This window comes from Candidatus Palauibacter irciniicola, from assembly GCF_965208695.1.
Taxonomy (GTDB): Bacteria; Gemmatimonadota; Gemmatimonadetes; order Palauibacterales; family Palauibacteraceae; genus Palauibacter; species Palauibacter irciniicola.
Genome location: NZ_OZ242352.1, coordinates 2,941,058 through 2,965,362, shown reverse-complemented (window position 1 = coordinate 2,965,362; position 24,305 = coordinate 2,941,058). Strand labels below are relative to the sequence as shown.

Annotated in this window: 19 protein-coding genes and 1 pseudogene; 13 read left to right on the top strand and 7 right to left on the bottom strand. The window is 68.8% G+C overall.

Annotated features, from left to right (window positions below):
* Positions 1–37: 37 nt before the first annotated feature.
* Entirely contained in the window at positions 38–1,702 is a 1,665-nt protein-coding gene (locus tag ACOGI9_RS12845) for an NADH-ubiquinone oxidoreductase-F iron-sulfur binding region domain-containing protein (RefSeq protein ID WP_419857509.1), read from the bottom strand.
* A gap of 118 nt (positions 1,703–1,820) precedes the next feature.
* Here ACOGI9_RS12845 and fdhD point away from each other — a divergent pair, with 118 nt between their 5' ends.
* Complete coding sequence (gene fdhD, locus ACOGI9_RS12840) at positions 1,821–2,657, top strand: formate dehydrogenase accessory sulfurtransferase FdhD (RefSeq protein ID WP_419857508.1); 837 nt, start codon at positions 1,821–1,823, stop codon at positions 2,655–2,657.
* Positions 2,658–2,699: 42 nt separating this feature from the next.
* On the opposite strand, the gene ACOGI9_RS12835 is transcribed toward fdhD, so the two are convergent.
* Positions 2,700–4,172: a dihydrolipoyl dehydrogenase family protein gene (locus tag ACOGI9_RS12835; RefSeq protein ID WP_419857507.1), complete on the bottom strand. Its 1,473-nt coding sequence runs from the start codon at positions 4,170–4,172 to the stop codon at positions 2,700–2,702.
* 138 nt (positions 4,173–4,310) lie between these two features.
* On the opposite strand from ACOGI9_RS12835, the gene ACOGI9_RS12830 reads away from it, so the two are divergent.
* The 7 genes from ACOGI9_RS12830 to ACOGI9_RS12800 are packed head-to-tail and all read left to right on the top strand — an operon-like array spanning position 4,311 to position 10,926.
* A complete protein-coding gene (locus tag ACOGI9_RS12830; RefSeq protein WP_419857506.1) occupies positions 4,311–5,513 on the top strand; it encodes an aminotransferase class I/II-fold pyridoxal phosphate-dependent enzyme in 1,203 nt (400 codons plus the stop codon).
* Between the two features lie 16 nt (positions 5,514–5,529).
* Complete coding sequence (locus ACOGI9_RS12825; protein WP_419857505.1) at positions 5,530–6,660, top strand: N-acetyltransferase; 1,131 nt, start codon at positions 5,530–5,532, stop codon at positions 6,658–6,660.
* On the top strand, positions 6,660–7,613 hold the full coding sequence (locus ACOGI9_RS12820; protein WP_419857504.1) for an NAD-dependent epimerase/dehydratase family protein: 954 nt from the start codon (positions 6,660–6,662) through the stop codon (positions 7,611–7,613). The genes ACOGI9_RS12825 and ACOGI9_RS12820 overlap by 1 nt, the downstream gene beginning before the upstream one ends.
* The gene (locus ACOGI9_RS12815; RefSeq protein ID WP_419857503.1) at positions 7,610–8,497 is read left to right on the top strand and encodes a phosphatase PAP2 family protein; all 888 of its coding nucleotides are present in this window, start codon (positions 7,610–7,612) and stop codon (positions 8,495–8,497) included. Before ACOGI9_RS12820 ends, ACOGI9_RS12815 begins: the two co-directional genes overlap by 4 nt.
* 49 nt (positions 8,498–8,546) lie before the next feature.
* The gene (locus ACOGI9_RS12810) at positions 8,547–9,104 is read left to right on the top strand and encodes an RNA polymerase sigma factor (RefSeq protein WP_419857502.1); all 558 of its coding nucleotides are present in this window, start codon (positions 8,547–8,549) and stop codon (positions 9,102–9,104) included.
* 14 nt (positions 9,105–9,118) lie between these two features.
* Positions 9,119–9,817, top strand: coding sequence for an anti-sigma factor family protein (locus tag ACOGI9_RS12805; RefSeq protein WP_419857501.1), 699 nt, complete (start codon positions 9,119–9,121; stop codon positions 9,815–9,817).
* Entirely contained in the window at positions 9,814–10,926 is a 1,113-nt protein-coding gene (locus ACOGI9_RS12800; RefSeq protein WP_419857500.1) for a PDZ domain-containing protein, read from the top strand. Before ACOGI9_RS12805 ends, ACOGI9_RS12800 begins: the two co-directional genes overlap by 4 nt.
* 93 nt (positions 10,927–11,019) lie before the next feature.
* Here the strand turns inward: ACOGI9_RS12800 and ACOGI9_RS12795 are convergent, their stop codons facing one another.
* The gene (locus ACOGI9_RS12795; RefSeq protein WP_419857499.1) at positions 11,020–11,271 is read right to left on the bottom strand and encodes a hypothetical protein; all 252 of its coding nucleotides are present in this window, start codon (positions 11,269–11,271) and stop codon (positions 11,020–11,022) included.
* Between the two features lie 352 nt (positions 11,272–11,623).
* Between ACOGI9_RS12795 and ACOGI9_RS12790 the strand changes: the two genes are divergently transcribed.
* From ACOGI9_RS12790 to ACOGI9_RS12780, 3 genes are all read left to right on the top strand, one after another.
* Positions 11,624–12,646, top strand: coding sequence for a transporter (locus tag ACOGI9_RS12790; protein ID WP_419857498.1), 1,023 nt, complete (start codon positions 11,624–11,626; stop codon positions 12,644–12,646).
* 132 nt (positions 12,647–12,778) lie between these two features.
* A complete protein-coding gene (gene icd, locus ACOGI9_RS12785) occupies positions 12,779–14,032 on the top strand; it encodes an NADP-dependent isocitrate dehydrogenase (protein ID WP_419857497.1) in 1,254 nt (417 codons plus the stop codon).
* 29 nt (positions 14,033–14,061) lie between these two features.
* Positions 14,062–16,818: a M16 family metallopeptidase gene (locus ACOGI9_RS12780; protein WP_419857496.1), complete on the top strand. Its 2,757-nt coding sequence runs from the start codon at positions 14,062–14,064 to the stop codon at positions 16,816–16,818.
* Positions 16,819–16,872: 54 nt separating this feature from the next.
* Here the strand turns inward: ACOGI9_RS12780 and ACOGI9_RS12775 are convergent, their stop codons facing one another.
* The 4 genes and pseudogenes from ACOGI9_RS12775 to ACOGI9_RS12760 all read right to left on the bottom strand — a co-directional run.
* Positions 16,873–19,440 (bottom strand): DPP IV N-terminal domain-containing protein, encoded by a 2,568-nt coding sequence (locus tag ACOGI9_RS12775; protein ID WP_419857495.1) that lies wholly within the window; start codon positions 19,438–19,440, stop codon positions 16,873–16,875.
* A 189-nt stretch (positions 19,441–19,629) separates the two neighbouring features.
* Complete coding sequence (locus ACOGI9_RS12770; protein WP_419857494.1) at positions 19,630–20,037, bottom strand: hypothetical protein; 408 nt, start codon at positions 20,035–20,037, stop codon at positions 19,630–19,632.
* Between the two features lie 180 nt (positions 20,038–20,217).
* Positions 20,218–21,492: a hypothetical protein gene (locus tag ACOGI9_RS12765; RefSeq protein WP_419857493.1), complete on the bottom strand. Its 1,275-nt coding sequence runs from the start codon at positions 21,490–21,492 to the stop codon at positions 20,218–20,220.
* 2 nt (positions 21,493–21,494) lie between these two features.
* A pseudogene (locus ACOGI9_RS12760) lies at positions 21,495–21,641 on the bottom strand (VOC family protein); the annotation flags it as partial.
* Here ACOGI9_RS12760 and ACOGI9_RS12755 point away from each other — a divergent pair.
* Positions 21,610–22,803 (top strand): diaminopropionate ammonia-lyase, encoded by a 1,194-nt coding sequence (locus ACOGI9_RS12755; protein ID WP_419857492.1) that lies wholly within the window; start codon positions 21,610–21,612, stop codon positions 22,801–22,803. The pseudogene ACOGI9_RS12760 and the gene ACOGI9_RS12755 sit on opposite strands and share 32 nt — an antisense overlap.
* A 116-nt stretch (positions 22,804–22,919) precedes the next feature.
* On the top strand, positions 22,920–24,293 hold the full coding sequence (locus tag ACOGI9_RS12750) for a dipeptidase (protein WP_419857491.1): 1,374 nt from the start codon (positions 22,920–22,922) through the stop codon (positions 24,291–24,293).
* Positions 24,294–24,305 lie beyond the last annotated feature (12 nt).

The following is a 24,305-nucleotide window of genomic DNA, read 5'->3' as shown; positions in this document are numbered from 1 at the left end:
ACAAATCCGGTCGCCGCCCCCCTGTCCGGAATCTCCGCTAGACGGACTGAGCGACGTGCCGGGAGACGCGATCCGGGAAGTAGCGGATAAGGCTCTCCGTGATGAGCGGGGCCGCCTGTCCGAGGCCGCACGCGCTCGTCTGCATCATCGTGTCGCCCAGATCGTGCACCTCGTCGATCCAGGCGCCGATGTCGGGCGGGCCGTCGCCGTGCAGGCGCTCCGTCAGGCGCTGCGTGCCGATGCGGCAGGGGAAGCACTTGCCGCAGGATTCCTCGGCGAAGAACTCCATGGCGGAATGCGCGACCTCGATCATGTCCCGCGAGTCGTCGAACACCATGATGCCGCCCGCCCCCAGAAAAGACCCCTTCGAGCGGATGTCGGGCTCGTCCAGCGTGACGTCGAGCGCCTCGCCCGCCAGGAAGCCGCCCGAGAGCCCCGCCATCGTCACCGCCTGGATCTTCCGTCCGCCCGGAACGCCGCCGGCCCAGTCGTCGATCAGCGTCATCAGCGGGAAGCCCATCGGTACTTCGTAGTTGCCGGGGCGGGCGACGTCCCCGGAGAGCGAGATCACCTTCGTGCCCGCGTGGTCGCCGATCCCGAGCCCGCGGTACCAGTCGGCGCCGTGCACGAGGATATGGGGCACGGACGCCAGCGTTTCGACGTTGTTCACGACCGTGGGAAGGTCTTCGTACCCGTGCGTCACCGGGAAGGGCGGCCGGTTGCGCGGGAACGGGTGCTTGCCCTCGAGGCTGTTGAGAAGAGACGTCTCCTCGCCGCAGATGTAGGCGCCCGCGCCGCGGCGCACCCAGAGGTCGAACGGTCGTCCGGGCCCCAGGGCATCCGGCCCCAGCAGCCCGGCGTCGCGGGCCTCTTCCAGGGCCGTCTCCAGGATGTGCAGCGTATCCGGATATTCGTAGCGAAGGTAGATGAATCCCCGCGTGGCGCCCGTCGCGAAGCCGGCGGCGATCATCCCTTCGATCACCGCGTGCGGGTCGTAGTCCATCAGCGCCCGGTCCTTGAAGCAGCCCGGCTCCCCCTCGTCCGCGTTACAGACGATGGTCCTGGGCTCGCCCGCGGCCTCCGCCACCGCCCGCCACTTGCGTCCGGTGGGGAAGCCGGCGCCGCCACGCCCCGCCAGGCCGCTGGCGTCGATGATGTCGAGGAGCGCATCGGGCCGCCCGCGGAGGGCGTTCTCGAGGCCGGCATAGCCGCCCGACGCCCGATAGCCCGCCAGCGTCGCGCGTCCGGGAGTCCGAATGTGCGCGAACACGCATTCCTCAACGTCCGGGTGTGGAGCGGGAGGGAGAGGCGAGGGTCGGGAGGCGAGTTCCGCGACCGTGGTTCCGCAGAGGACGCGGTCCCGGTCCAGGACCGGGATCGGCTCATCGCAGCGGCCGGGGCAGGGCATCGCCTGGGCGTTCGGCAGCCCGGCCAGCAGTTCGTTCGCCCCGGCCAGCGCGCAGATCGGCCCCGTGCAGACGCGGGCGCGAGCGTAGCCGTCGGGGTCACGGGAAAAGTGGTGGTAGAAGGTTATCGTCCCGAAGAGATCGGCGATCGGAATCCGCAGGTCCTCGGAGATGGCTCTGAGGGACTCCTCGGAGAGAAACCCATCCCTCTCGTGGAATTCGTGCAGCAGCGGAAGCAGGGGAGCCGGTCGTGCCCGCCATTTCGCGAGCAGATCCGCGTCCGAGGGCATGTTCATGCCGTCATAGTTACCCGCAGACGCGAATAGCGGCAAACGACCGTGCAGCCTCGGCGTCGAGTGCGACGGTCGACGGAGCGCTTGCTACACCTGGCGGTCGACACCGTAACTTTGGCCCATGATTACGCCCCGAAGAAACACCGCCCGGGTCGACATCGATCGCGTGTCCAAAGCCTCGAGCCGGAGGCGGCGCGACGCCGTCGCGGTCGAAGAACCGCTCGAGATCCGGATCGCGCCCGCGGACGGAGGAGAACACCAGGTGGCCGTGACGATGCGCACGCCGGGGGATGACTTCGACCTCACGGCCGGGTTCCTCTTCTCGGAGGGGCTGCTCGGACAGCGGTCCGATATCGCCGACCTGCGGTACTGCGTCGACGTGGAGACGCAGGAATACAACATCGTCACCGCGCATCTGAGCGAGACGGCGCGCTTCGACCCGGCGGAGCTGACCCGGAACTTCTATACGACATCGAGTTGCGGCGTCTGCGGAAAGGCGTCGCTCGAGGCGATCGAGATTCGCGGCTGTGCGCCCGTGCCGGCCGAGGGTCCGACGATCGCGGCCGAGACTGTGCGCAGCCTCCCTGGAGCGCTTCGCCGCCGCCAGCCGGTGTTCGAACGGACGGGCGGGCTGCACGCGGCCGGCCTGTTCGACACGGCAGGTGAGCTGCGCCTCCTGCGCGAAGACATCGGGCGCCACAACGCGCTCGACAAGGTGATCGGCGACCGGTTCCTCCAGGAAGCTCTGCCCCTGGGCGACACGGTGCTGGCCGTGAGCGGCCGGGCTTCCTTCGAGATCATGCAGAAGGCGCTCGCGGCCGGAATCCCGATCGTCGCGGCCGTGGGCGCCCCCTCGAGCCTCGCCGTCGACGTGGCCGGAGAGTTCGGTATGACGCTGATCGGCTTCGCGAAGCCGACGGGATTCAACATCTACACCGGGCGTCACCGCGTCGACTGAGGAACCGCATCCACCCCGGTCCCCTCCCGCGGGGGCCGATCCTCAGGGCGGCAGCGCGCGCCCGATCCGGAGCGCGAGGTCGACGGCCGACTTCCGCCATCCCGTCAGCGTCGACCGGCGGTAGGCGTCGGCGGTACGCTTCACCCCCTCGCTCATCGTCGGGTACGGATGGACCAGCGACGCGAGCGTCCCCAGCTTCACCCCCGCCTTCATCGCGAGCGAGATCTCCGCAATCATCGTCCCCGCGGCGGGCGCCAGGATGTGCCCGCCCAGAATCCGGCCTCCCTTTCCGACGACGATCTTCACGCGGCCCATGGCGGCGCGCTCGGCGATCGCCCGGTCGAGGTTCCCGATGTCGTAGACGTGGGCGGACACCGAGTCCCCGTGCCGGTCGCGCGCCTCGGCTTCGGTGAGGCCGACGTGCGCAAGTTCGGGGTCGGTATAGGTGCACCACGGAATCACGCGGTAGTCGATGTTCGCGCGGACGGGGAAGAGCGCGTTCTGGACCACGGTGCGCGCTTCGTGGTCGGCGACGTGCGTGAACAGGAATCCGCCGGTCACATCGCCGGCCGCGAAGATGTGCTTGCGGGAGGTGCGGAGCCTGGCGTCGACGGTGACCCAGCCTCCGGCCGTCTCGACCCCCGCGGCGTCCAGCCCCAGATCCTCCGTGTTGGGCGCGCGCCCCGCGGCGACCAGGACCTCGTCGACTTCGAGCGTCTCCGCACGCTCCTCCGCGCTCCGCCCTTCCTCCGCGGTCGCGGGGGGCGCGATCGTCACCCGCCGACGGTGCCCCGTGCGGTCGACACGCGTCACGATACGACCCGTCCGGATGCGGATACCTTCTTCCCGCAGCCTGCTCGTCAGCAGGTCCGCGAGTTCGGGCTCCTCGCGCACCATGAGCCGGTCGAGCAGTTCGACGACCGTGACCTCGGTCCCGAGACGGCGATACGCCTGCGCGAGTTCGACGCCGATCGGCCCGCCGCCGACCACCGCGAGCGAGGCGGGGATCGTGTCCCGGTCGAACGCCTCGGCATGCGTGAAGTAACCCGCCTCCTCGAGTCCCGGAATCGGAGGCACCGCGGCTCGGGAGCCGGTGGCGATCACGAAGCGCCGCGCGCGGAGGCGCCGGCCATCCACCTCGACTTCATGCGGAGAGACAAAACGCGCCGCCCCCTCGACCACATCGACGCCCATGGCGCGAAAACGCTCCGGATCGTCGTGCGGCTCGATCTGCGCGCGGACGTCGCGGACGCTCGAGAGCACGTCGGTGGCTTCGATCTCCTGCCGCGGTATCCCGAGCCCGAAAGAGGCCGCGTCGCGAACGTGCCGGGCCACCCGGGCCGAGCCGATGAGCGCCTTGGAAGGCACGCATCCCGTCCACAGGCAGTCGCCGCCCAGGCGGTCGCGCTCGATCAGGGCCACGCTCGCGCCCAGCCCCGCGCTGCCGGCCGCCGTCACGAGACCCGCGGTACCTCCGCCGATGGCGACGATGTCGAACGTCCGGTCTCGAACCACGTTGCTCCTCCCCATGGAAGGTGATCGATTTCACCGGGCCACCATGGCCGTTTTTCCTTGCCGGGCGTCCCGATTCCCGCTTAGCTTCGCTTCGTGCAGAATCCTACATCCCAAGCTGCGGTGTCCCGGTCGGGCTCAATGAAAAGCCGCGTCCAACCGCCTTCGATCCTTGCCAAGTGTCGTGAACTAGCGACCGTGCACGACCTCCGCGAGGCCGGTCTCTATCCGTACTTCATGCCCATCGAGGCTTCTCATGACACGTGGGTCGTCATCGACGGCGCCCGCAAGATCATGGTGGGCTCCAACAACTACATGGGACTCACGCACGATCCGCGCGTCCTCGAGGCGGCCCGCGAGGCCCTCAACAAGTTTGGAAGCGGCAATACGGGCAGCCGCTTCCTCAACGGCAACCTCGATCTTCATGAGCAACTCGAGGCCGAACTCGCCGAATTCACCGGCATGGAGGCCGCGCTCGTATTCTCGACCGGCTACCAGACGAATCTGGGCACGCTGGGCGCGTTGATCGGTCGCGCGGACACCGTCTACATCGACAAGCTGGACCACGCCAGCCTCCAGGACGGCGTACGCCTGGGGCTCGGCCGCACGCGCCGCTTCAACCACAACGACTTCGCGACCCTGCGCCGCATGCTCGAGGCCGAGACGCCCTCGCGCGGCAAGCTCATCGCGGTGGACGGCGTGTACAGCATGGAAGGCGACATCGCCGATCTGCCCACGCTGGTCGAACTGAGGCGAGAGTACGACGCGGCCATCCTGGTGGATGACGCGCATGCCGTGGGCGTTCTGGGCGAGACCGGGGCCGGGACCGCCGAGCACTGGGGGCTCACCGATGAGGTGGACCTGATCCTCGGCACGTTCTCCAAATCCTTCGCCTCGATCGGCGGCTTCGTGGCGGGCCGCGCCGATGTGATCGACTACCTCCAGCACAACGCCCGCGCCCTCATGTTCAGCGCGAGCATGCCTCCCGCCTCCGCCGCCACCGTGCTGAAGGCGCTGGAGATCATCCGCGATGAACCGGAGCGCCGGGAGCAGCTCTGGAAGAACACGCACAGGATGATGGAGGGCTTCAAGTCGATCGGGTTCGACATCGGGCCGACCGAGACCCCGATCGTCCCCATTCTCATCGGGCCCATGGAGAAGACCTTCGTGTTCTGGCGCGCCCTGTTCGAAGCGGGCGTCTTCACGAACCCGGTCGTCCCCCCCGCGGTGCCCGAGGGGAGTTGCCGCCTGCGCACGAGCTACATGGCCACGCACTCGGACGACGACCTCGATTTCGTGCTCGAACAGGTGGAGCGCGTGGGGAAGAAGCTCGGCGTCGTCTGAACCGGCGCCTCCCATCATGACGAGTCTCGCCCCCTCCGTGCGCGTCGTCCCCGTCGAGAGCCGCGCCGATCTCAAGCGCTTCATCGACCTGCCGTGGTCCATCTACCGGGGCGATCCCGACTGGGTGCCCCCGCTGAAGAGAGACGTGCGGGCGGCGTTCGATCCGACGAAACACCCGTTCCACCAGCACTCCGAAGTCCAGCCCTATCTCGCCTTGCGCGATGGCCGGGCCGTGGGCCGGATCTGCGCGATCCGGAACCGGAATCACGAGCGGACGCACGACGAATCCGTGGGGTTCTTCGGCTGGTTCGAATGCGTCGACGACCCGGGGGTGGCCGCGGCGCTGCTCGACGCGGTCCGGGCCTGGCTGCGGGAACGCGGGCTTACCGCGATGCGGGGTCCCACGAGCTTCTCGACCAACGAGACCTGCGGACTGCTCATCGACGGGGATCCCGGGCCTCCGGTCGTCCTCATGGCGTACAACCCGCCGTACTATCCCGCCCTGATGGAGGCCGCGGGGCTGCGGAAGGTCAAGGATCTCTTCGCCTGGCTCATGAAGAAGGGCGATTGGCCGCCGCACCTCTTCCGCGCCGAAAAGGTCGTGACCCGAAGGTACGGCATCCGGGTCAAGACGATGGACATGTCGCGCTTCGACGAAGAACTCGGACGCGTCCAGCGCCTGTACAACGCCGCGTGGGAGAAGAACTGGGGTTTCGTCCCCATGACCGAGGCCGAGATGGATCACATGGCGGCCGAACTCAAGCCCATACTCGACCCCGAACTCGCGCTCTTCGCCGAGACGCCGGAGGGCGAGACGGCCGGCTTCGCCCTTGCCCTCCCGGACTTCAACCAGGTGCTGCGCCGGATGAATGGCCGGCTCTTCCCCTTCGGGATTCTCAAGGCGCTCATCCACAGGCGAAAAATCACGTGCATGCGCGTGATCATCCTCGGGCTCGCCGAGGAATGGCGGGGCAAGGCCGTCGATGTCCTCCTCTACCTGTGGCTGTTCAGGAACGGGATCGCCGCCGGGATGACGTCCGCCGAACAGTCCTGGATCCTCGAGGACAACCAGAAGATGAACCAGGCCATCGAGCGTCTCGGCGGCAGGATCTACCGGACCTATCGGCTGTACGAAGCGGCCCTTTAGTGGCATCGGTCTTTTTGACGGGGGGAAGCGGGTTCCTCGGCGGCCATCTCGCCGAGGCCCTCGTCGCGGCCGGACACCGGGTCACCGCGAGCGTGCGGCGAACGAGCGACACGCGCCGTCTCGATCGGCTCGAGTTGACGAAGACGGAACTCGACCTCGGCGGGGAGGGCAGGCCGGAAGCGGCCGCGGCACTCGCGGATTGCGCCGCCGTCGTGCATTGCGGCGCGCTCACGCGGGCCCGCGATGAGTCGGAGTTCATGGCCGTGAACGCGGCCGGCACGCGCAAGCTCGCGAGGGCGGCGGCGGAGGCGGGAGTTCGACGGTTCGTTTTCATCAGCAGCCTCGCCGCCCGCGGTCCGGACGGCGCGGACGGACCCGTGAGCCCGTACGGTCGGTCGAAGGCCCAAGCCGAGGCGGCGCTCGCCTCCGTCCGCGGGTCGATGGAGGTCGCCGTGCTCCGGCCGGGGGGCGTCTACGGCCCGCGCGACTCCGACCTGTTGCCGCTCTTCCGGCTCGCGGCGCGAGGGTGGACCGCGATTCCGCGCAGCCACGCGCCCCTGCAGCCGGTGTACGTCGCCGATGTCGTCTCGGCCGTCCTGTCCGCGCTCGACGCGGCGCCGGCGCCGCTCCCGCTCCCCATCGCCGGGGCGGAACGCCAGTCCTGGGGCGCGGTGGCGCGCGCGCTGATGGCCGCCGTGGACCGTCCCGGCCGCGTCCTGCGGTTGCCGCCCGCGCTCTTTCTCGCGGCCGGGGCGCTGTCGGAACTCGCCGGCCGCCTGACGGGGAGGGCTCCCGCGTTCGACCGGCGACAGGCGCGGGACCTGTCCGCGTACGGTTGGACCTGCGACATCGAGCCGAGCCGAAAGGTTCTCGACCCCTGGCGTCCGAGGGTCGGCATCGAAGACGGGCTCGCGCGCACCGCCGAGTGGTATCGCCGAAGGGGCTGGCTGTGAGCGCCGGCCGCGGCGGAGGGCTCCTTCCCGTCGATCGCGTAGCCATCGGCTACTTCGGTTGCACGGGCCTCATTTCGCTGGCGTTCGGCGGCCTGTCCGGCGCCGGCATCGCGGCGGCCCACGCGATCGCCGTCTTCGGGATCACGCGCCTTGCGGCCTGGCAGCCCCGCGCCGGCCTCGCCGCGATCGCGCGGGCGGCGTACGCCGTGCTCCTCACGCCCCTCCTGTACGCGGAACTCGCGATCCTCAACCGCTTTTTCACGCAGCGGTACTTCGACGGGACGGTGCAGGCGTGGGATGCCGCCATGTTCGGCGGACAGCCAAGCATCGGCCTCAGCGCGTCGCTCCCCTGGCTCCCCTTCTCCGAGGTGTTGCACCTGGGCTACTTCGCCTACTACGCCATCATCCCCGCCGCCATCCTGGGCGTGTTCGCGACGCGGGGGTTCGAGGCCATGCAGCGCACCGCCCTCGCCGTGGCCGCCGCCTTCTTCGTCTCCTATCTCATCTTCATGTTCTTCCCGGTCGCCGGCCCCCGATACGAGTTCGCGCAGATCGGCGGCGAGATCGGCGAAGGGACGCTGTTCGGGATCGTGCACGGGATCCTGGAGGCCGGCTCGTCGAAGGGCACGGCCTTCCCCAGTTCCCACATCGCCGCCTCCCTGGCCGGGGTCTTGGCCGCCGGGCGCGAGGATCGGCGCTGGTTCTGGCTCCTCATCATCCCGGAACTCGCGTTGACTGCGGGGACGGTGTACGGTCGCTTCCACTATGCGGCCGACGCCCTCGCGGGCCTCCTGCTCGGGCTGCTGGTCTGCGTCGTACTGCGCGCGGCCGACGCCGGGGCCCACGGCCCCCGGGCCGCCGCAGACGGGCAACCCGCGGGCTGAACCGCGCATCAAAGCGGTGGATCCGGAAGGTGACCTTCAGAGGGATGACGTGGACGAACGCGACCTGATCGCCTGCGCCAAAGCGGGAGAGCGATCCGCGATGGGGGAGTTGTACGAACTCCACGCGCGACGCGTCTACACGGTGATTCGCCGCCTCGTGGGCGACGATCACCTCGCGGAGGACCTCTCGCAGGAAGCGTGGATCCGTGCGTTCGAGAAACTGCACCTCTTCCGGGGAGACGCGGCCTTCGGCACGTGGCTCTACCGGCTGGCGACGAACGTGGCGCTCAACCGGCTGCGCCGGTCGTCGAAACGACGTCCGGTGGAATCCGCCGCCGAGCTTCCGCGGGTGGTGCGGGCGCACGACGACGTGATCGTGACGCGGCGGGTCCTGACCAGGGCGCTGGACCAGTTGCCGCCGGGGTACCGGAGGGTCCTCGTGCTGCACGACGTGGAAGGCTGGACGCACAACGACATCGCCGAAGCTCTGGGGTGTTCGCCCGGCACGTCGAAATCGCAGTTGCACAAGGCGCGGGCGCGCATGCGGAAGCTCATCGCTCCGGAGGATTCCGGGAACGGCGGTGCGCGGGGCGAAGCGCGCCTCTGAGAGGGATAGAAGAGATGGCGAACCACATGGATGCCGAGCGCATCTCGGCACTGCTCGACGAGCCGTGGGCGGACCGGGACTGCCGGGCCCACCTCGAGACGTGCAGGGACTGCCAGGCGGAGTTCGAGAGGCTGAGCCGGATGCGCATGGCGCTGTCCGCGCTTCCGGATGAGAAGGCGCCGGCCGGACAGTGGGCCAGCATCGAAGCCGCGCTCGATGCCGGTGAGGCGCGTGCCGGCGTCCGCCGGATCGGGGGAGGCCTCGCCGGCCGTCTGTTCGTCCGGGGACCGCTCCAGGCCGCCGCCGCCCTCGTGTTGTTCGCCGGCGGCGTGATCGCCGGCCTCCAGTTCACGGGCGGACGGTCCGCGAACTCGCCGGCGGCGGATCTCGCGGATCTCCCGTCCGTCGTCTCCACCGATGACGGTCGCGCCCTCGTGGACGGGCTCAGCCGGATGGAATCGCTGCGGTCGCCGCTGAGACAGGTCGGAGAGGGGGGGATGGATCCCGCTTCGGAAGGCGGAGCGAGGGAGCGGGATCCCCTGGAGATGGCGCAGAGACTGGCGATGCTGGAGGGATATATTCGGGCACTGCGGGACGGTCTCGAGACGAGTCCCGACGATCCGTTCGCCAGCGCCTATCTGCTGGAACTCGTGGAGACGCGCGATCGGCTCGCGGAGGACCTCGGCCGCGCGAGCGGGACGCGAACCTGGTGACCCGGCTCCTCGCGCGGCCGCGTACGCCGCCGGCCTCGGCTCTGGCACTGGCTCTGGCCGCCCTGCCGTTCGCCGCTCTCGCCGGCGCCGCGCAGGAGGCCGGGACGGCGGAGTCCGCCGGCTGGATCGGGGTGCGGGTCGAGGAACGCTTCAACTGCGGCTGGGAGACTTCGGAGGACTGGAAGAACTGCACGCTCGTCCTCCGGATTCGCGAGATGCAGGAGGGCGGTCCGGCGGAGCGCGCGGGGCTCCGTGCCGGCGACCGGCTCGAGACGATGGACGGCGTGGAACTCACCCTCGCCAACCTGCCGGACAGGCTCGCATCGATTCGAGCGAGCGTTCCCGTTCGGCTCGAAGTGACCCGGGACGGAGTTCATCACACGTTCGAGGTCGTGCCCGACGTCCGGCCGCCGGACGCGGACAACCTTCCGATGGTGGGCCGCCGGACGGTGGTGGCCACGGCCGGTCCTCCGCAGCGGACCACCTTCGTCCTCTGGCTGACGGATCCGGCCGAGGGCGACGGCCCCGGCTTCGCCATCACGGTCCGCGATACGGAGGATGTCGGCGTCGCCGTGGAACCCTCCGCCGTGCGGGTCGTCGACGGCCGGCTCAACGTACTTCCGGTGCGCGACCGGCCGGTCTCGGAGTTGCCGGCCGTCCGCCGGGAAGTGCTGAGCGATCTGCAGCGGGAATCGGAATCCGCGTATCGGGACTTCACGGTCGCGCTGGAGCGCGTCGGGGCGGTACGGGCCCGCCTCTCGCCGGTGGAGTTCCGGCGCCGCGCGATTCGCATCGCCGAACTGGCACTGGCGGAGACCGGACTCGCCGTCCGCTTCCAACGCACGTTCGCCGGGGCCGAGTTCGAGCCCGTGCGCGACTTTTCCGACCGGCGCGGCCTCGACGGCCTCCTCGTGCTCAGGGTCGCCGGCGGGACGGTCACCGACCGGCTCGGGCTCGGGCCGGGAGATCTCCTCGTGAGAGCGGGCGACCGTCCGATCCGCGACCTCGAGGATCTCGTCGCCGCGCTGGAATCGGAAGGGAACGAGGGTCTCGGGGTGGTGTGGGTTCGGGGAGGCGAAGAGATGAGCGGAGTCTGGCCCCGGCGCTGATTGTGGCTCGCGAATTTCCGCGGCATCACACTAGATTTGCCCATGGCTCGAAACTGTCCGGGACAGTGCATCCGCATCGCCGGTAGAGGACGACTACGCGTCCGAACGGATGCGTACGCCGTCATCGCGGCCTTCCTCCTCGGGATCGGACCGGGCACTGCCGTTCAGCCGTGCCCGAAGCATCGGATGGCGCACGGCGATGAGCCGGAGCCCCGGGCCGCCGCACTCCATGAGACGCATGCAGACCAGGGGCATGCGGACCAGGGGCATGCGGACCACGGCCAGCCGGACCGCCATGCGGGGTCCTTCCATGCCGATGGCGCCGACGCCATGGCGCCGCCGCATCACCATTCGGGAGGACCCTGCGACTGCCTCGGCACCTGCCTCACGTGCTCCGGTTCGGCACATGTGGCGTCCGGCATGCCGGCGGCCCAGCCAACTTCGGCAAGCGGCGCGCCGCATGGCGTGCGGCCCGACTCCAGGCCGGTTTCCGACCCGACCGCCTATCTCAGACCGTTCGCTCAACCACCCCCCGCCTGACTCCTCGACAGAAGCCCGTATAAGTCGTCCGGGGTGCGAACCGCGTCGGCCGCGAACGCCGCCGCGCGCGCTCGTGCCCGTTGCCGAGTCGATGCCGGCGCCCGTTGCCGCGCGCATCGATCGGCGGCGCATCCCTTATCGAACGAGGAGTCGAACGTTGAAGAACAGCACGATACTCGGCGCATTCGCGCTGCTGGCCCTTGCCGCACCCGTCGCCGCGCAGTGGAACGCTTCGCGCGCGGACAGCCACGCCCCCGTCGGAGTCATGGGCGATCACCGCCACGAGGCGGGCGAGGTGATGCTCTCCTACCGCTACATGGCGATGACCATGGAGGGGAGCCGCATCGGCACGGATCCCATCGCCGATGCGGATATCGTTTCCCCGGGCGGGGGGTTCATGGTCACACCGACCCGCATGCCCATGACGATGCACATGTTCGGGGCCATGTTCGCGCCGTCCGATCGCATCACCTTCATGGCGATGCTCCCCTTCGTCTCGAGTTCGATGGACCACATCACGCGCCACGGCGGGTCGTTCACGACCGAATCGGGCGGCATGGGCGACGTCAAGGTGGGCGCCATGATCGGCCTGGCCGACTGGGCGAACCAGTCGCTCCACCTGAACGCCATGGTCGGCCTGCCGACGGGATCGATCGAGGAGAGAGGCGTCCTGCCCATCAGTCAGGGGATGGAAGTGCAGCTCCCCTACCCGATGCAGATCGGGTCCGGCACGCTCGATCTGCGCCCCGGCCTTACGTGGCTGGGCCAGGCAGGCGACTGGTCCTGGGGAGCCCAGGGGAACGCCGTGATGCGCACGGGCCGGAACGAGCGCGACTGGGCGCTGGGCAACAAGGTGCAGGGGACCGCCTGGTGGGCGCGGGTGCTGGGGCGGAACGTCTCGGCGGGCGTGCGGCTGGTCGCGACCCGGACCGGGAACATCGACGGGAGAGACGCGGCGCCCAGCGTGAACCCGCAGATGGTGCCCACGGCCCGCACCGATCTCCGCGCGGGCACCGTGGTCGAGGGGGGCGTGAGCTTCAACCTCTACATCCCCCGGGCCAGGGCCTTCCGAATCGCCGGCGAGGTGCTCCTGCCCCTCGTTCGCGACCTCGAGGGTCCACAACTCGAAACCGACCTGACCTTCGTGCTGGGTCTGCAGATCGTGCCCATAAGCCATTGACGGCTGTATACATCTCATGTGACCGTATACAGTCGGTACGGTTTGTCAGCGGTGGAGGGGGGGCGTACTCTCCCCTCCCGCCGCCGCCGGTCCCCGGCAGGCGAAGGTCCCTGAAACCGTTCGAGAAACCCCATGTCCGACGCATCTCCCGCATATGACAGCCTGCGTACGCCATCCGGCGGGGAAACCATCCGCATGGCCGGCGGCCGCCTCGACGTGCCCGACCGCCCGATCATTCCCTTCATCGAAGGAGACGGGATCGGCCCCGACATCTGGCGCGCCGCGAGCGCGGTGCTCGAAGCGGCCGTCGAGAAGGCCTACGGCGACGAGCGGCGGATCGCGTGGTTCGAGGTGCTCGCGGGCCAGAAGGCGTTCGATCGCACCGGGGACTGGCTCCCCGATGACACGCTCCGTGCCATCCGGCATCACCGGGTCGCGATCAAGGGGCCCCTCACGACGCCCGTGGGCGGAGGGATCCGGTCGCTCAACGTGGCGCTGCGCCAGCAGCTCGACCTGTTCGCGTGCGTCCGGCCGGTACGCTGGTTCGAGGGCGTCCCGTCGCCGGTTCGCCAGCCGGACCTCGTCGACATGACGATCTTCCGCGAGAACACCGAGGACATCTACGCCGGCATCGAGTGGGAGGCCGGGAGCGACGAGGCCCGGCGGCTGCGCGCCTTCCTGTGCGACGAAATGGGCGTCTCGACGATCCGTTTCCCGGAGACCAGTTCCTTCGGGGTGAAGCCGATCTCGCGTGAAGGGACGCAGCGACTCGTCCGCGCCGCGATCCGATACGCCCGCGACCGGGGATACGGGAGCGTCACGCTGGTCCACAAGGGGAACATCATGAAGTTCACCGAGGGCGGCTTCCGCGACTGGGGCTACGAACTCGCGAAGGACGAGTTCGGGGCGCGGGAGTTCGGCGGCGGCCCCTGGTGCGAGACCTCGGACGGCATCGTCGTCAAGGACGTGATCGCCGACGCGTTTCTGCAACAGATCCTCACGCGGCCCGCGGAGTATGACGTGATCGCGACGATGAACCTGAACGGAGACTACATCTCGGACGCGCTCGCCGCGCAGGTGGGCGGGATCGGCATCGCCCCCGGCGCGAACATCAACTACGACACGGGCCACGCGATCTTCGAGGCGACGCACGGGACCGCGCCGAAGTACGCGGGGCAGGACAAGGTGAACCCGGGATCCGTCATCCTGTCCGGGGAGATGATGCTGCGGCATTTGGGGTGGAACGAAGCCGCCGACCTTATCGTATCCTCCCTGGGTACCACCATAAGCGAGAAGCGCGTGACGTACGACTTCGAGCGCCTGATGGAAGGCGCGACGCTGCTCAGGTGCAGCGAGTTCGGCCGGGCCATGATCGACAACATGTGACAGACCGGCACCATCCGATGGAGAAAGAGATGAGTAAGACAGGCAGGTTCGCGGCGGCGGTGGCGGGGTTCGTGTCCGCGCTGGCCGTCCCCGTTACGGTCGAGGCCCAGCTTCCCGCGGGCGTCACCGAGGTCGCCAGCGTCGAGGGGATTACGGAATACCGGCTCGAGAACGGGCTGCGCTTCCTGCTCTTCCCCGACCAGAGCAACCAGCGCATCACCGTGAACATCACCTACCTCGTCGGCTCGAGACACGAAGGGTACGGCGAAACGGGCATGGCCCACCTCCTCGAGCACCTGGTGTTCAAGGGGACCCCGAATCACCCGGACATCCCCAAGGAACTGGACGAGCACGGCGCCTTTCCAAACGGCACGACGTGGTTCGACCGCACGAACTACTTCGAGACGTTCCCGGCCACGGACGAGAACCTCGAGTGGGCGCTCGACCTGGAGGCCGACCGCATGGTGAACTCGTTCATCGCCCAGGAGGATCTCGATTCCGAGATGACGGTCGTGCGGAACGAGTGGGAGGCAGGGGAGAACAGCCCGCAGGGCGTCCTCCAGAAGCGGGTCCTGTCCGCCGCCTACGACTGGCACAACTACGGCAACTCCACGATCGGCGCCCGCGCGGACATCGAAAACGTGCCCATTGACCGGCTGCAGGCGTTCTACCGGAAGTACTACCAGCCGGACAATGCGATCCTCGTCGTCGCCGGACGCTTCGATCCGGACCGTGCGCTCGAACTCGTGGCCGAAAAGTTCGGTCCCCTCCCGCGGCCGGATCGCACGGGGGCGAACCAGCTGTTCAATACGTACACCGCCGAGCCCGCCCAGGACGGGGAGCGCACCGTCACCCTCCGGCGCGTCGGCGATGTCCAGTTCGCGATGGCGGCCTATCACATGCCGCCGGGTTCTCACGAGCACTTCGCCGCGGTCGACGTGATGACGCACATCCTCTCCGCGCGTCCCGCCGGGCGCCTCTACCAGGCGCTTGTCGAGCCGGGCCTGGCGGCCAACGCCTTCGCCGGCAACTTCCAGTTGCGCGAGCCGGGCATCCTGTTCGCCGGCACGGAGGTGCGCGAGGGCGACTCGCTCGACGAAGCCGCCGACGTCATGCTGGGCACGATCCAGGCGCTCACCGACGAACCTCCCACCGAGGAGGAGGTCGAGAGGGCGAAGACGGACTTTCTCTCGGGCATCGAACTCTCGTTCAACAACCCCCAGGGGATCGCCCTTCAACTCAGCGAGTGGGCGTCGATGGGCGACTGGCGCCTCTTCTTCCTGCACCGGGACCGCCTGGAGCGGGTGACGCCCGAAGCGGTCCATCAGGTCGCGCAGGCCTACCTGAAGCCGTCCAACAGGACCATCGGCTATTTCTACCCGGCGGATGAGACGCCGGCCCGCGCGGAGATCCCTCCGCCGCCGGACGTCGGCGCGCTGGTGGCCTCGTACACGGGGCGGGAGGCGGTGGCCGAAGGCGAGGCGTTCGAGCCCACGATCGAGAACATCGAGGCCCGGACGGCGCGGTTCGAACTGCCCAGCGGCCTCAAGGTCGCCTTCCTCGCGAAGGAGAACCGCGGCGACGCCGTGAACGTGCGCTTCACGCTGCGGCACGGCACGGAAAGCGGGCTCATGGGGCAGGCCACCGCTGGCTCGCTCGCCGGCGCCATGCTGATGCGCGGGACGGAGAGTCGCTCCCGCCAGGAGATCTCCGACGAACTCGATCGCCTGAAGGCTCAGGGGTTCGTCAACGGGGGCGCCACGACGGCGAGCGGGTCGTTCACCACCGTGCGGGAGAATCTTCCGGCCGTCCTCCGGCTCGGCGCCGAGATACTCCAGGAACCGGCCTTCGATGCGGATGAGTTCGAGTTGCTCCGCGAGGAGCGTCTCGCCGGCATCGAATCACAGATGTCAGAGCCGCAGGCCCTTGTGCTCCAGGCGTTTCAGCGTCACTTCAGCGACTATCCGGCGGACCATCCCCGCTACTCGCCGACCTTCGAGGAGCAGATCGAGCGCCTCGAGGCCGCGACGGTGGACGAGGCGCGCGCCTTCTGGCAGGGCTTCTACGGGGTGCAGGGCGGTACCATGTCCGTGGTCGGCGACTTCGATGCCGCGGAGATCCGCGCGCTGATCGAGGAACTGTTCGGCGACTGGACCGCGAGCGAAGCCTACGCCCGCGTGCCGGTCCAGTACCGCGAGATCGCGCCGCTGACCCTCGATATCGAGACGCCGGACAAGGCGAACGCGATGATGTTCGCCGGACTCTCGATTCAGATGCGCGACGACCACCCCGACTACCCGGCGCTCCTCCTCGGCAACCACATCCTCGGTGGCGGCATGAACTCCCGGCTGTTCAGCAGGATCCGGGGGGAGGAAGGCCTGTCGTACGGCGTGAGTTCCAACTACGGCGCGCCCCCGATCGATGACGCCGCGCAGTTCCTGGCGTTCGCGATCTTCGCGCCGGAGAACGCGGACAAGGTGGTCGCCGCGTTCGAAGACGTGCTCGAGACCACGCTGGCGGACGGTTTCTCGCCGGAGGAGTTCGAGGCCGCCAAGAGAGGCTATCTGGACCAGCAGCAGAACGCCCGCGCGAACGACGCGGCCATCGCGAACATGCTGTCGAACTCCCTGTTCCTGGACCGTCCGCTCTTCTTCAACGCGGAGCGGGAGGCGGCGATCGAAGCGCTGACGGCGGGCGACGTCGTGGACGCGATGCGGCGCCACATCGACCCGACGAAGCTGACGATCATCCGGGGCGGCGACTTCGCGAACAAGCTCGTCCCGTAGCCCTCAGGCTGCCGGCCTCCCGGGCCGGGCAGAAGGGAGCGGCGGGCGGCCGGCTCAGCGGCCGCCCGTCTGCTCCTGTTCGACGTTCAGTTGCGTGATGTCCACGCTCCAGCGCGTGTCGCCCAGCAGGTGCTTCACGAAGTACTCCGCGCGCAGCCAGAACCAGTAGTCGCTCATGTCCCCGTAGCCGTGCCGCTGGCCGGGGAAGACGAAGTAGTCGAAGCGCTTGTTGGCCCGGATCAGCGCCTCCGCCATGCGGTGCGTGCCGGCGTGGTGGACGTTGTTGTCGATGTCGCCCGTCGTGAGCAGCAGGTGCCCCTTCAGGTTCGCGGCCAGATCCGAGTTGCGCTCGATCTCGTACTCGAAGGTCACGTTCCCGCTGTCGTCGACCACCTCACGCACGCCGTGGTGTTTCTCCGACCAGTTCTGGTTGTAGACGTCGTTGTTGTGGTTCCCCGAGGATGAGACGGCGACCTTGAAGAAATCGGGGTAGACGAGCATCGCCGCCGTGGACATGAACCCGCCGCCGGAGTGCCCGTAGATCCCGATCCGGTCGATGTCGATGAAGTCGTGCCGGTCCGCGAGTTGCTCGATCGCCGTCTTCTTGTCCGCCAGCCCGTAGTCGCGGAGGTTCCCGTACCCGTAGTTGTGGTACCACTTCGAACGGGCCGGGTGGCCGCCGCGGTTCCCCACCGTGATCACGACCATCCCGAACTGGGCCAGCGCCGTCTCGTAGCGCGCCGTCGAGAACGCCTTCGCCACCGACTCCGTCTGCGGCCCGGGGTATACGTAGGCCACGATCGGGTACGTCTTCTCCGGGTCGAAGTCGAAAGGCTTGTACATGACCCCGTACAGGTCCGTCACTCCGTCGTCCGCCTTCACCGTGTAGGGTTCGGGGAATCCGTACCCCGCCTCCTCCAGCTTCGAGAAGTCGGCGGTTTCGAGGTCCATGATCCGACGGCCGTTGGCCGCGTGGAGCGCGGCGGTCGGCGTCGTGTTGACGCGCGAGTAGTTGCTGATGAAGAAGCGGTTCGACTCCCCCATCTCCACCCGGTGGTCGAAATCCCCGGGGTTGAGGAGCGTGAGTCCGGAGCCGTCGAGGTTCACCCGGTACAGGTGCTGGTAGTAGGGATCCTCGCCCACCTCGCGCGCGTTGGCCTGGAAGTAGACGACGCCGGCCGCCTCGTCGATCCCGACCACCTGGCGCACCGACCACGGACCCTCGGTGAGGCGGTTGCGCAGCGTCCCGTCCGGCCCGAACCGGTACAGGTGCGCCCAGCCGTCCCGCTCCGACCACCACAGCATGTCGCCCGACTCGAGGAGTTCGAGCCGCTGGAACTCCACGTAGGTGTTGAGCCGCTCCTCGAACAGCACGCGCGCCGCGCCGGTCGCCGCGTCCGCCACCATCACGTCCACGCGGTGCTGGTTGCGGCTCTGCCTCACGAAGTGAAGTTCGTCCGATGTCGGAGAGAGCCACAGCGAGCGGAACGGCTCCTCGCTGTCCGGATAGCGGAACTGGCGCGCGGCCGTCGTGAAGAGGCGGTGATCCTTCCACTCCTCCGGCATCGCGACCTCGACCATGCTCCGGTCCTGGAGGTCGTAGATGAGAAGCTCGGGCTGGCTCACGGTCTCCTCGCCCGGCATGTCGTACTTGTAGGACTCGAGTTCGGGCCGCTTGTTGCCGACCATGTGGATGACCCAGAGGTTCCCCACCTCGCGCCGGTCGCGGCGGATCAGGGAGAAGCGGCGTGAGTCATGGGACCACGAAATCGACACCCGCTTCCGTTCGTCCGCGCTTTCCTCGCGCTCGATGTCCGTGTCGCCGCGCTCGAACACCGCGTAGCTGTAGTGCTCCACCCCGTCCGTCGTGAGCTGCGTCTCTTCGACGTCGATCCCCTCCTCCGCTTCGTCCGCCTCGTCTCCGCTCTTCCCGCGCCGCGCCTCGAGGAACTGCAGGTAGTCCTCTCCGCTCATCATGTGGAGGTTGTGGTGGCGGGCGAAGATCACCGTCTGTCCGTCCGGCGACACGCTGGCCCAGGACGGGTGGTTGTCGGGCGCCTCCCAGTCCTCGAGTTCGCGCAGCACCCGCGTGTTCACGTCGTACTCGAAGTGGAACACCTTCTTCCTGGCGCGCTGGCGCTGGCGTTCTCCCTCTTCCTCCTCCTCGTCCAGTTCCTCCATCTCGGACCCGGTCTCTTCTTCCTCCTCGTCCTGCGAAGACTCGACCTCGAACTGGAGCGTATTCGCGTCGATGAACTTGATCGCGCGGATCGGGAGGTGCCGGCCGTCCCACGGGTCGCGCGTGATGCGGGTCAGCTCGGCCGCGAGCCGGTCGTTGTCGAAGATTTGCCGCTTCGTCCCCGCCACCGGGTCCACGATGTGGTAGAAGGAGCCGTCCGAGGTCTCCCATTCGTACCAGAACGACTCGGAGCCCTCGATCCACTGCGGATCCACCGAGGTCGAGTAGACGAGGTCCTGGATCTTGTAGGGCGCGAAGCGCGCGGCGAGGCGGTAGTTCGCCGAACCCTCGCCCGTTTCCTGCGCTGCGAGCGGCGCCGCCAGCAGCATTGCGGCCGCCAGCGGGAGAAAAAGGCGTGAACCGGCACGGTATGCGGAGTTCATGGCAAGACTCGTGGCTGTCGTGATCGGAACGAGATGAGAGACGGAGAACGTGGAGGAGGTCGGGGCGGCCTGTCCAGATGGCCGCCCCGCGGGGCGCGGAGGCGCACCCGATCGGCGGGGGCCGGTCCGGGCGACCGACCCCCCGCCGACAGGGGTCAAGCCGAGTCGGTCAGCAAGCTGGCGTCGGTGCTAGTCGCCGCGTCCGAGCATCATGCCGACGACGGCGCCGGCGGCGCCCCAGAGGACGGCCGTGACGACGACGTCGACGACGACCGAGGTGAGGGTCGAGGTGTTCATCGCGCCCAGGGCCACGAACCCGAAGGTCGCGGCAATGAGGGCGCCGAGCTTGGCGCCCGCCTGGGCGCCGCCCGCGACATCCGTCGCGCCCTTCCAGCCCAGCGCGGTCGCGAGCACTCCGCCGCCGGCGAGCTGGCCTACGGCGATCCAGAGGAAATCGGGAGACTCCTTAATGACACCGGTGGCTGAGCCCATGTTGGCTTCGAAGAAGCCACCCAGGAGCAGTTCGTACAGGACGTAGCCGCCCACAAGAAGGACGACGGCGCCGGCGATCGAGGCGATGAGGCACTTCGTGTTCATGGCGTTCCCTCCGCCTGAAGGTGGTGAAGCCCCCCCGCACACGTCCCTTCCTCCCGCGGGCAGACGCGCGCGGCGCGCGCAAGAGGCTCACCGGGCGGCGGCCACCCTGCCTTGAAGCATAGGAATCGAAACCCGACCGGCAAGACCGGCCGTCCCGCTAGCTCGGGCGGGTGGTGCCGGCTAGAACCGGTCCAGCCGGGGGTTGACCACGTTGGAGTAGATCGAACCGAACGTGTAGGAGAAGCCCACCGACACGCCGTACTCGAAGCCGCTCTGCAGGATGCGCTGGCGGAGGAGGACCTCCTCGGTCGTGGCGTCGCCGGCGGGTACGTTCAACTGATCGCGGATGCGCGAGTAGTTCGCGTTCAGCCGGAGCGACAGACCGCGGAAGATCCGGAAATCGGCCCCCGCGAAGGCCGTGAAGCGGTTCTTCGAGGGATCGTGGAGGAACTGGGAGAAGGTCAGAAACCCGTACGATTCGCCCCACGGCTGGCGGACGCTGAGGCGGACGCTGAAGCGGTGGTGCGGGAGCGTCTCGTCGTCCTTAAGGAAGACGGTCTGCTCGATGTAGTCATGGTACCGGACGCCGATCGTGTAGAGGAAATTGAACTGCCGGCGGGTGGACTCGGAGTAGGGGAAGATGTTGTACTCCAGGGCCGGCCCCAGCCGCAGCTGCAGGTCCTCGTTTCCGAAGCTGGAGTGTCCCACTTCGAACGCGGCCCCGGCCGACCAGTGGTCCGACAGGCTCCACACGCTGAGCCCTTCGGCCTCGTAGCTCTCGCGAATGCTCGTGACCGAAGTCGTGTCGGAGGTCTCGAACAGCCGCCGGTTGTAGCTCCCGTCCACGGAGAATTCGAGTTTCAGGGCGTCCGTGACCCGGTCGGCCGAGAACCCGCTCTCCAGTTCGTACGATTCGGTGCGCTCGTCCACATCGAGTTCGGCGTTCGCGCGCAGCCGGAAGGTCCAGAAGTTCCAGGGGTCGTCCTCGGGCCGTGCCGCGATCTCGCCGTGGTCGGCTCCGTCGTAGTGGATGTCGATGCTGGAGGCCTGGTCGGTGCGGGCGATGTAGCGCAGCAGCCCCAGTTCGAGCGTGCGGGCCACGTCCGTCAGCCGCTGCTCCAACGCGAGGTTGGCCCGCGTCACGACTTCGAGCCGGTCCGTGACCTCCGCGAACTCCTCCCGCCCGATGAAGTCGAGCGTGAAGCGCCGGCCGCCGCTGCCGGTGTCTTCCGAGGTCATGAGGACGTGGACCTGCGCGTCCTCGCGGTCGCGCGTGTAGTTCACGTACGGGATCTCGCGGCGGTAGAAGTCGAAGTCGCACATCCCGCGGCCGCCGTCGCAATCGAAGAAGACGCGAAGGGCGCCGTTGCCGTTGGCGATGGGCGTCACTTCCTGCGCGGCGAGGGGAGCGGCGGCCAGGCAGGCCAGCGCAGCGAGAAAGGCTGACCGTTTCATCCGCCGACCACCGTCCCTCCATTCATCATGATCAGGTAGTTTGCCTCGGGGTCACCGCCCGTCTGTACGAAACCGAGCTTCTCATAGAACGCCTTCGAGGCGGCGAGGTCCTTTACCGTGAGACTGATCGAGAAGAGGCCGAGATCCAAGGGATCGCTCCGGGTTGAGGGCGCTGTGGCGCTCCGTCTTTCGCTCCGCTCACCGCAGCTGCGACGCGGGGCCTCGGAAGGGATCCTCGAACCGTCCGAGGCCGCGGCCGCTCGGGAGGTGATCCGCGGCTGGCATGGATACGACGCGACGCCGATGGTAACACTGCCGGGGCTCGCGGCGTTGCTGGGTGTCGAGGCGGTTTGGGTCAAGGATGAATCGCCGCGCTTCGGGCTCGGCTCCTTTAAGGCGCTCGGCGGGGCGTTCGCGGTGCTGCACGCGCTGCAGGACGAGATCGAGCGGCGGAGCGGCACCCGGCCGACGGCGCCGGAATTGCGGGCCGGGCATCCGCTCGCGGCGGAGATCACGGTCACGACCGCCTCGGCCGGGAACCACGGCCGATCCGTGGCGTGGGGAAGCGCCGAGTTCGGCTGCCGCTGCGTGATTTTCCTTCCGGAAGACGCGATGCCCGCTCGCGCCCGGGCGATCGAGGGACACGGGGCGAAGGTGGTCCGCGTACCCGGCGAGTACGACGGTGTCGTCGGGCACACGGACCGGGAGGCCGCGCGGAACGGCTGGATCGTCGTCTCCGACACCGCGTATGCAGGGTACGAGGAGACGCCCCGCCGCATCATGGCGGGCTACACGCTCCTCGCCGCGGAGATGCTCGACGACCTCGCGAATGCCGGCTCGGCGCCGCTCACGCACCTCTTTGTGCAGGCGGGCGTCGGCGGCCTCGCGACCGGGGTGTGCGGCCACTTCGCGCAGACGTGCGGCGAGGGGCGGCCGCGCTTCATCGCCGTCGAGCCGTGGCGGGCCGACTGCTTCGGCCGGAGCCTGCGGCTCGGTCGGGCGAGCATTGCCGAACCGCCGTTCCACACCGCGATGGGCGGTCTCGCCGCCGGCGTCGCGTCGACGATCGCCTGGGATTACCTGGCGCCGCTGCTCGACGCGGCGATCGCGCTCCCCGAGCCCGCCTGGGCCGCCGGCGCCGAGGCGCTCGAGTCCGGGCGGCTGGGCGCCCGCATCATCGCGGGCCCGTCCGGCGCCGCCGGCGCAGGGGCGCTCGTGGCCCTGGCCCGCCTCCCCGCCCTGCGCCGGCTCCTCGGCCTCGACGCCTCCGCGCGGGTCGGCGCCATCGTCACCGAGCAGCGTTTCGACTGACGACGCGGCCGCTTGCCGTCGCCCCCCGCCACCGTATAGTCGATCACGCCGATCCTCGAATCGCGCGCGCACGCCGTTACGGCGCCTTGAACGCCCTCAACCCGTCCAGGAGTCACATGTTGGATTTCGCTGCCCACGTCGATCGCGAACTCGCGAGGTTCCACGACGAACTCGAGACCTTTCTTCGCATCCCCAGCGTCAGCACCGATCCCGAGCATGCGGGCGACGTCCGCGCCTGCGCCGACTGGGTCGCCGAACACCTCCTCGCGGCGGGGATGCACGAGGCCGAGGTCATCGAAACCGGCGGGCATCCCATCGTCGCGGGCGAGCGGATCCACTCCGAAGAGGCCCCGACCGTGCTCGTATACGGACACTACGATGTGCAGCCCTCGGAGCCCGACGAGTTGTGGACGAGCCCGCCGTTCGAACCGGCGGTCCGCGACGGCCGCCTGTACGCCCGCGGCTCGATCGACGACAAGGGGCAGGTCCACATGCACATCAAGGCGCTCGAAACGCGCCTCGCGTGCGGGGCGGATGTCCCCGTCAATCTCAAGCTCGTGATCGAAGGCGAAGAGGAGGTGGGAAGCCGCCATCTCGCGGCGTTCCTCCACGAGCACGCCGACCGGCTCGCCTGCGACGCGATCCTCGTCAGCGACACCGGGATGTTCTCCCCGGAGTTGCCGTGCATCACGACCGGACTGCGGGGCATCGTCTACACCGAGATCAACGTCCATGGCCCCCGGTCCGACCTCCACTCCGGTACCTACGGCGGCGCGGTGGTGAACCCCGCCAACGCCCTGGCCGCCATCCTCGCCGGCCTCCGCGACCAGCACGGCCGGGCCACCGTGCCGGGGTACTACGATGCGGTCCGACCCATCAGCCCCCGCGAACGGGCCGATCTCGAACGACTCCCCATGGATGAAGAGACGCTCCGGGCGGGCGTCGGAGCGCCGGCCCTGGGCGGGGAAGCCGGGTTCTCGGCGCTGGAGCGGCTATGGTTTCGTCCCACGCTCGACGTGAACGGGCTCCTCAGCGGCTTCACCGGCGAAGGCTCGAAGACCGTTCTCCCCTCGCGCGCGATGGCGAAGGTGTCGATGCGGCTGGTTCCGGATCAGGACCCGGCGGAGGTCGTCGAGGCCTTCGAGGCCCGCGTCCGCGAACTCGCCCCTGAGGGCGTGACGGTCGAGATCAAGCGCTCACACGGCGGGGCTCCGTGGGTGGCCGACACCGAACATCCCATCTTCGACGCCGCCTCCGCGGCGCTGGAGTCGGGGTTCGGCGCCCCGCCCGCGTACATCCGCGAGGGCGGCTCGATCCCCATCGTACAGGAATTCGAGGAGACGTTCGGTGCTCCCGCGCTCCTCATCGGCTTCGCGCTGCCCGGCTGCAACATGCATGCGCCGGACGAGTGGATCGATCTCGGCGTCTACCGAAAGGGGATCGCGGCCCTCGCCGACCTCTACGGCCGCCTCGCCGACCCGTTGGCCTAGTCTCGCCCGAGC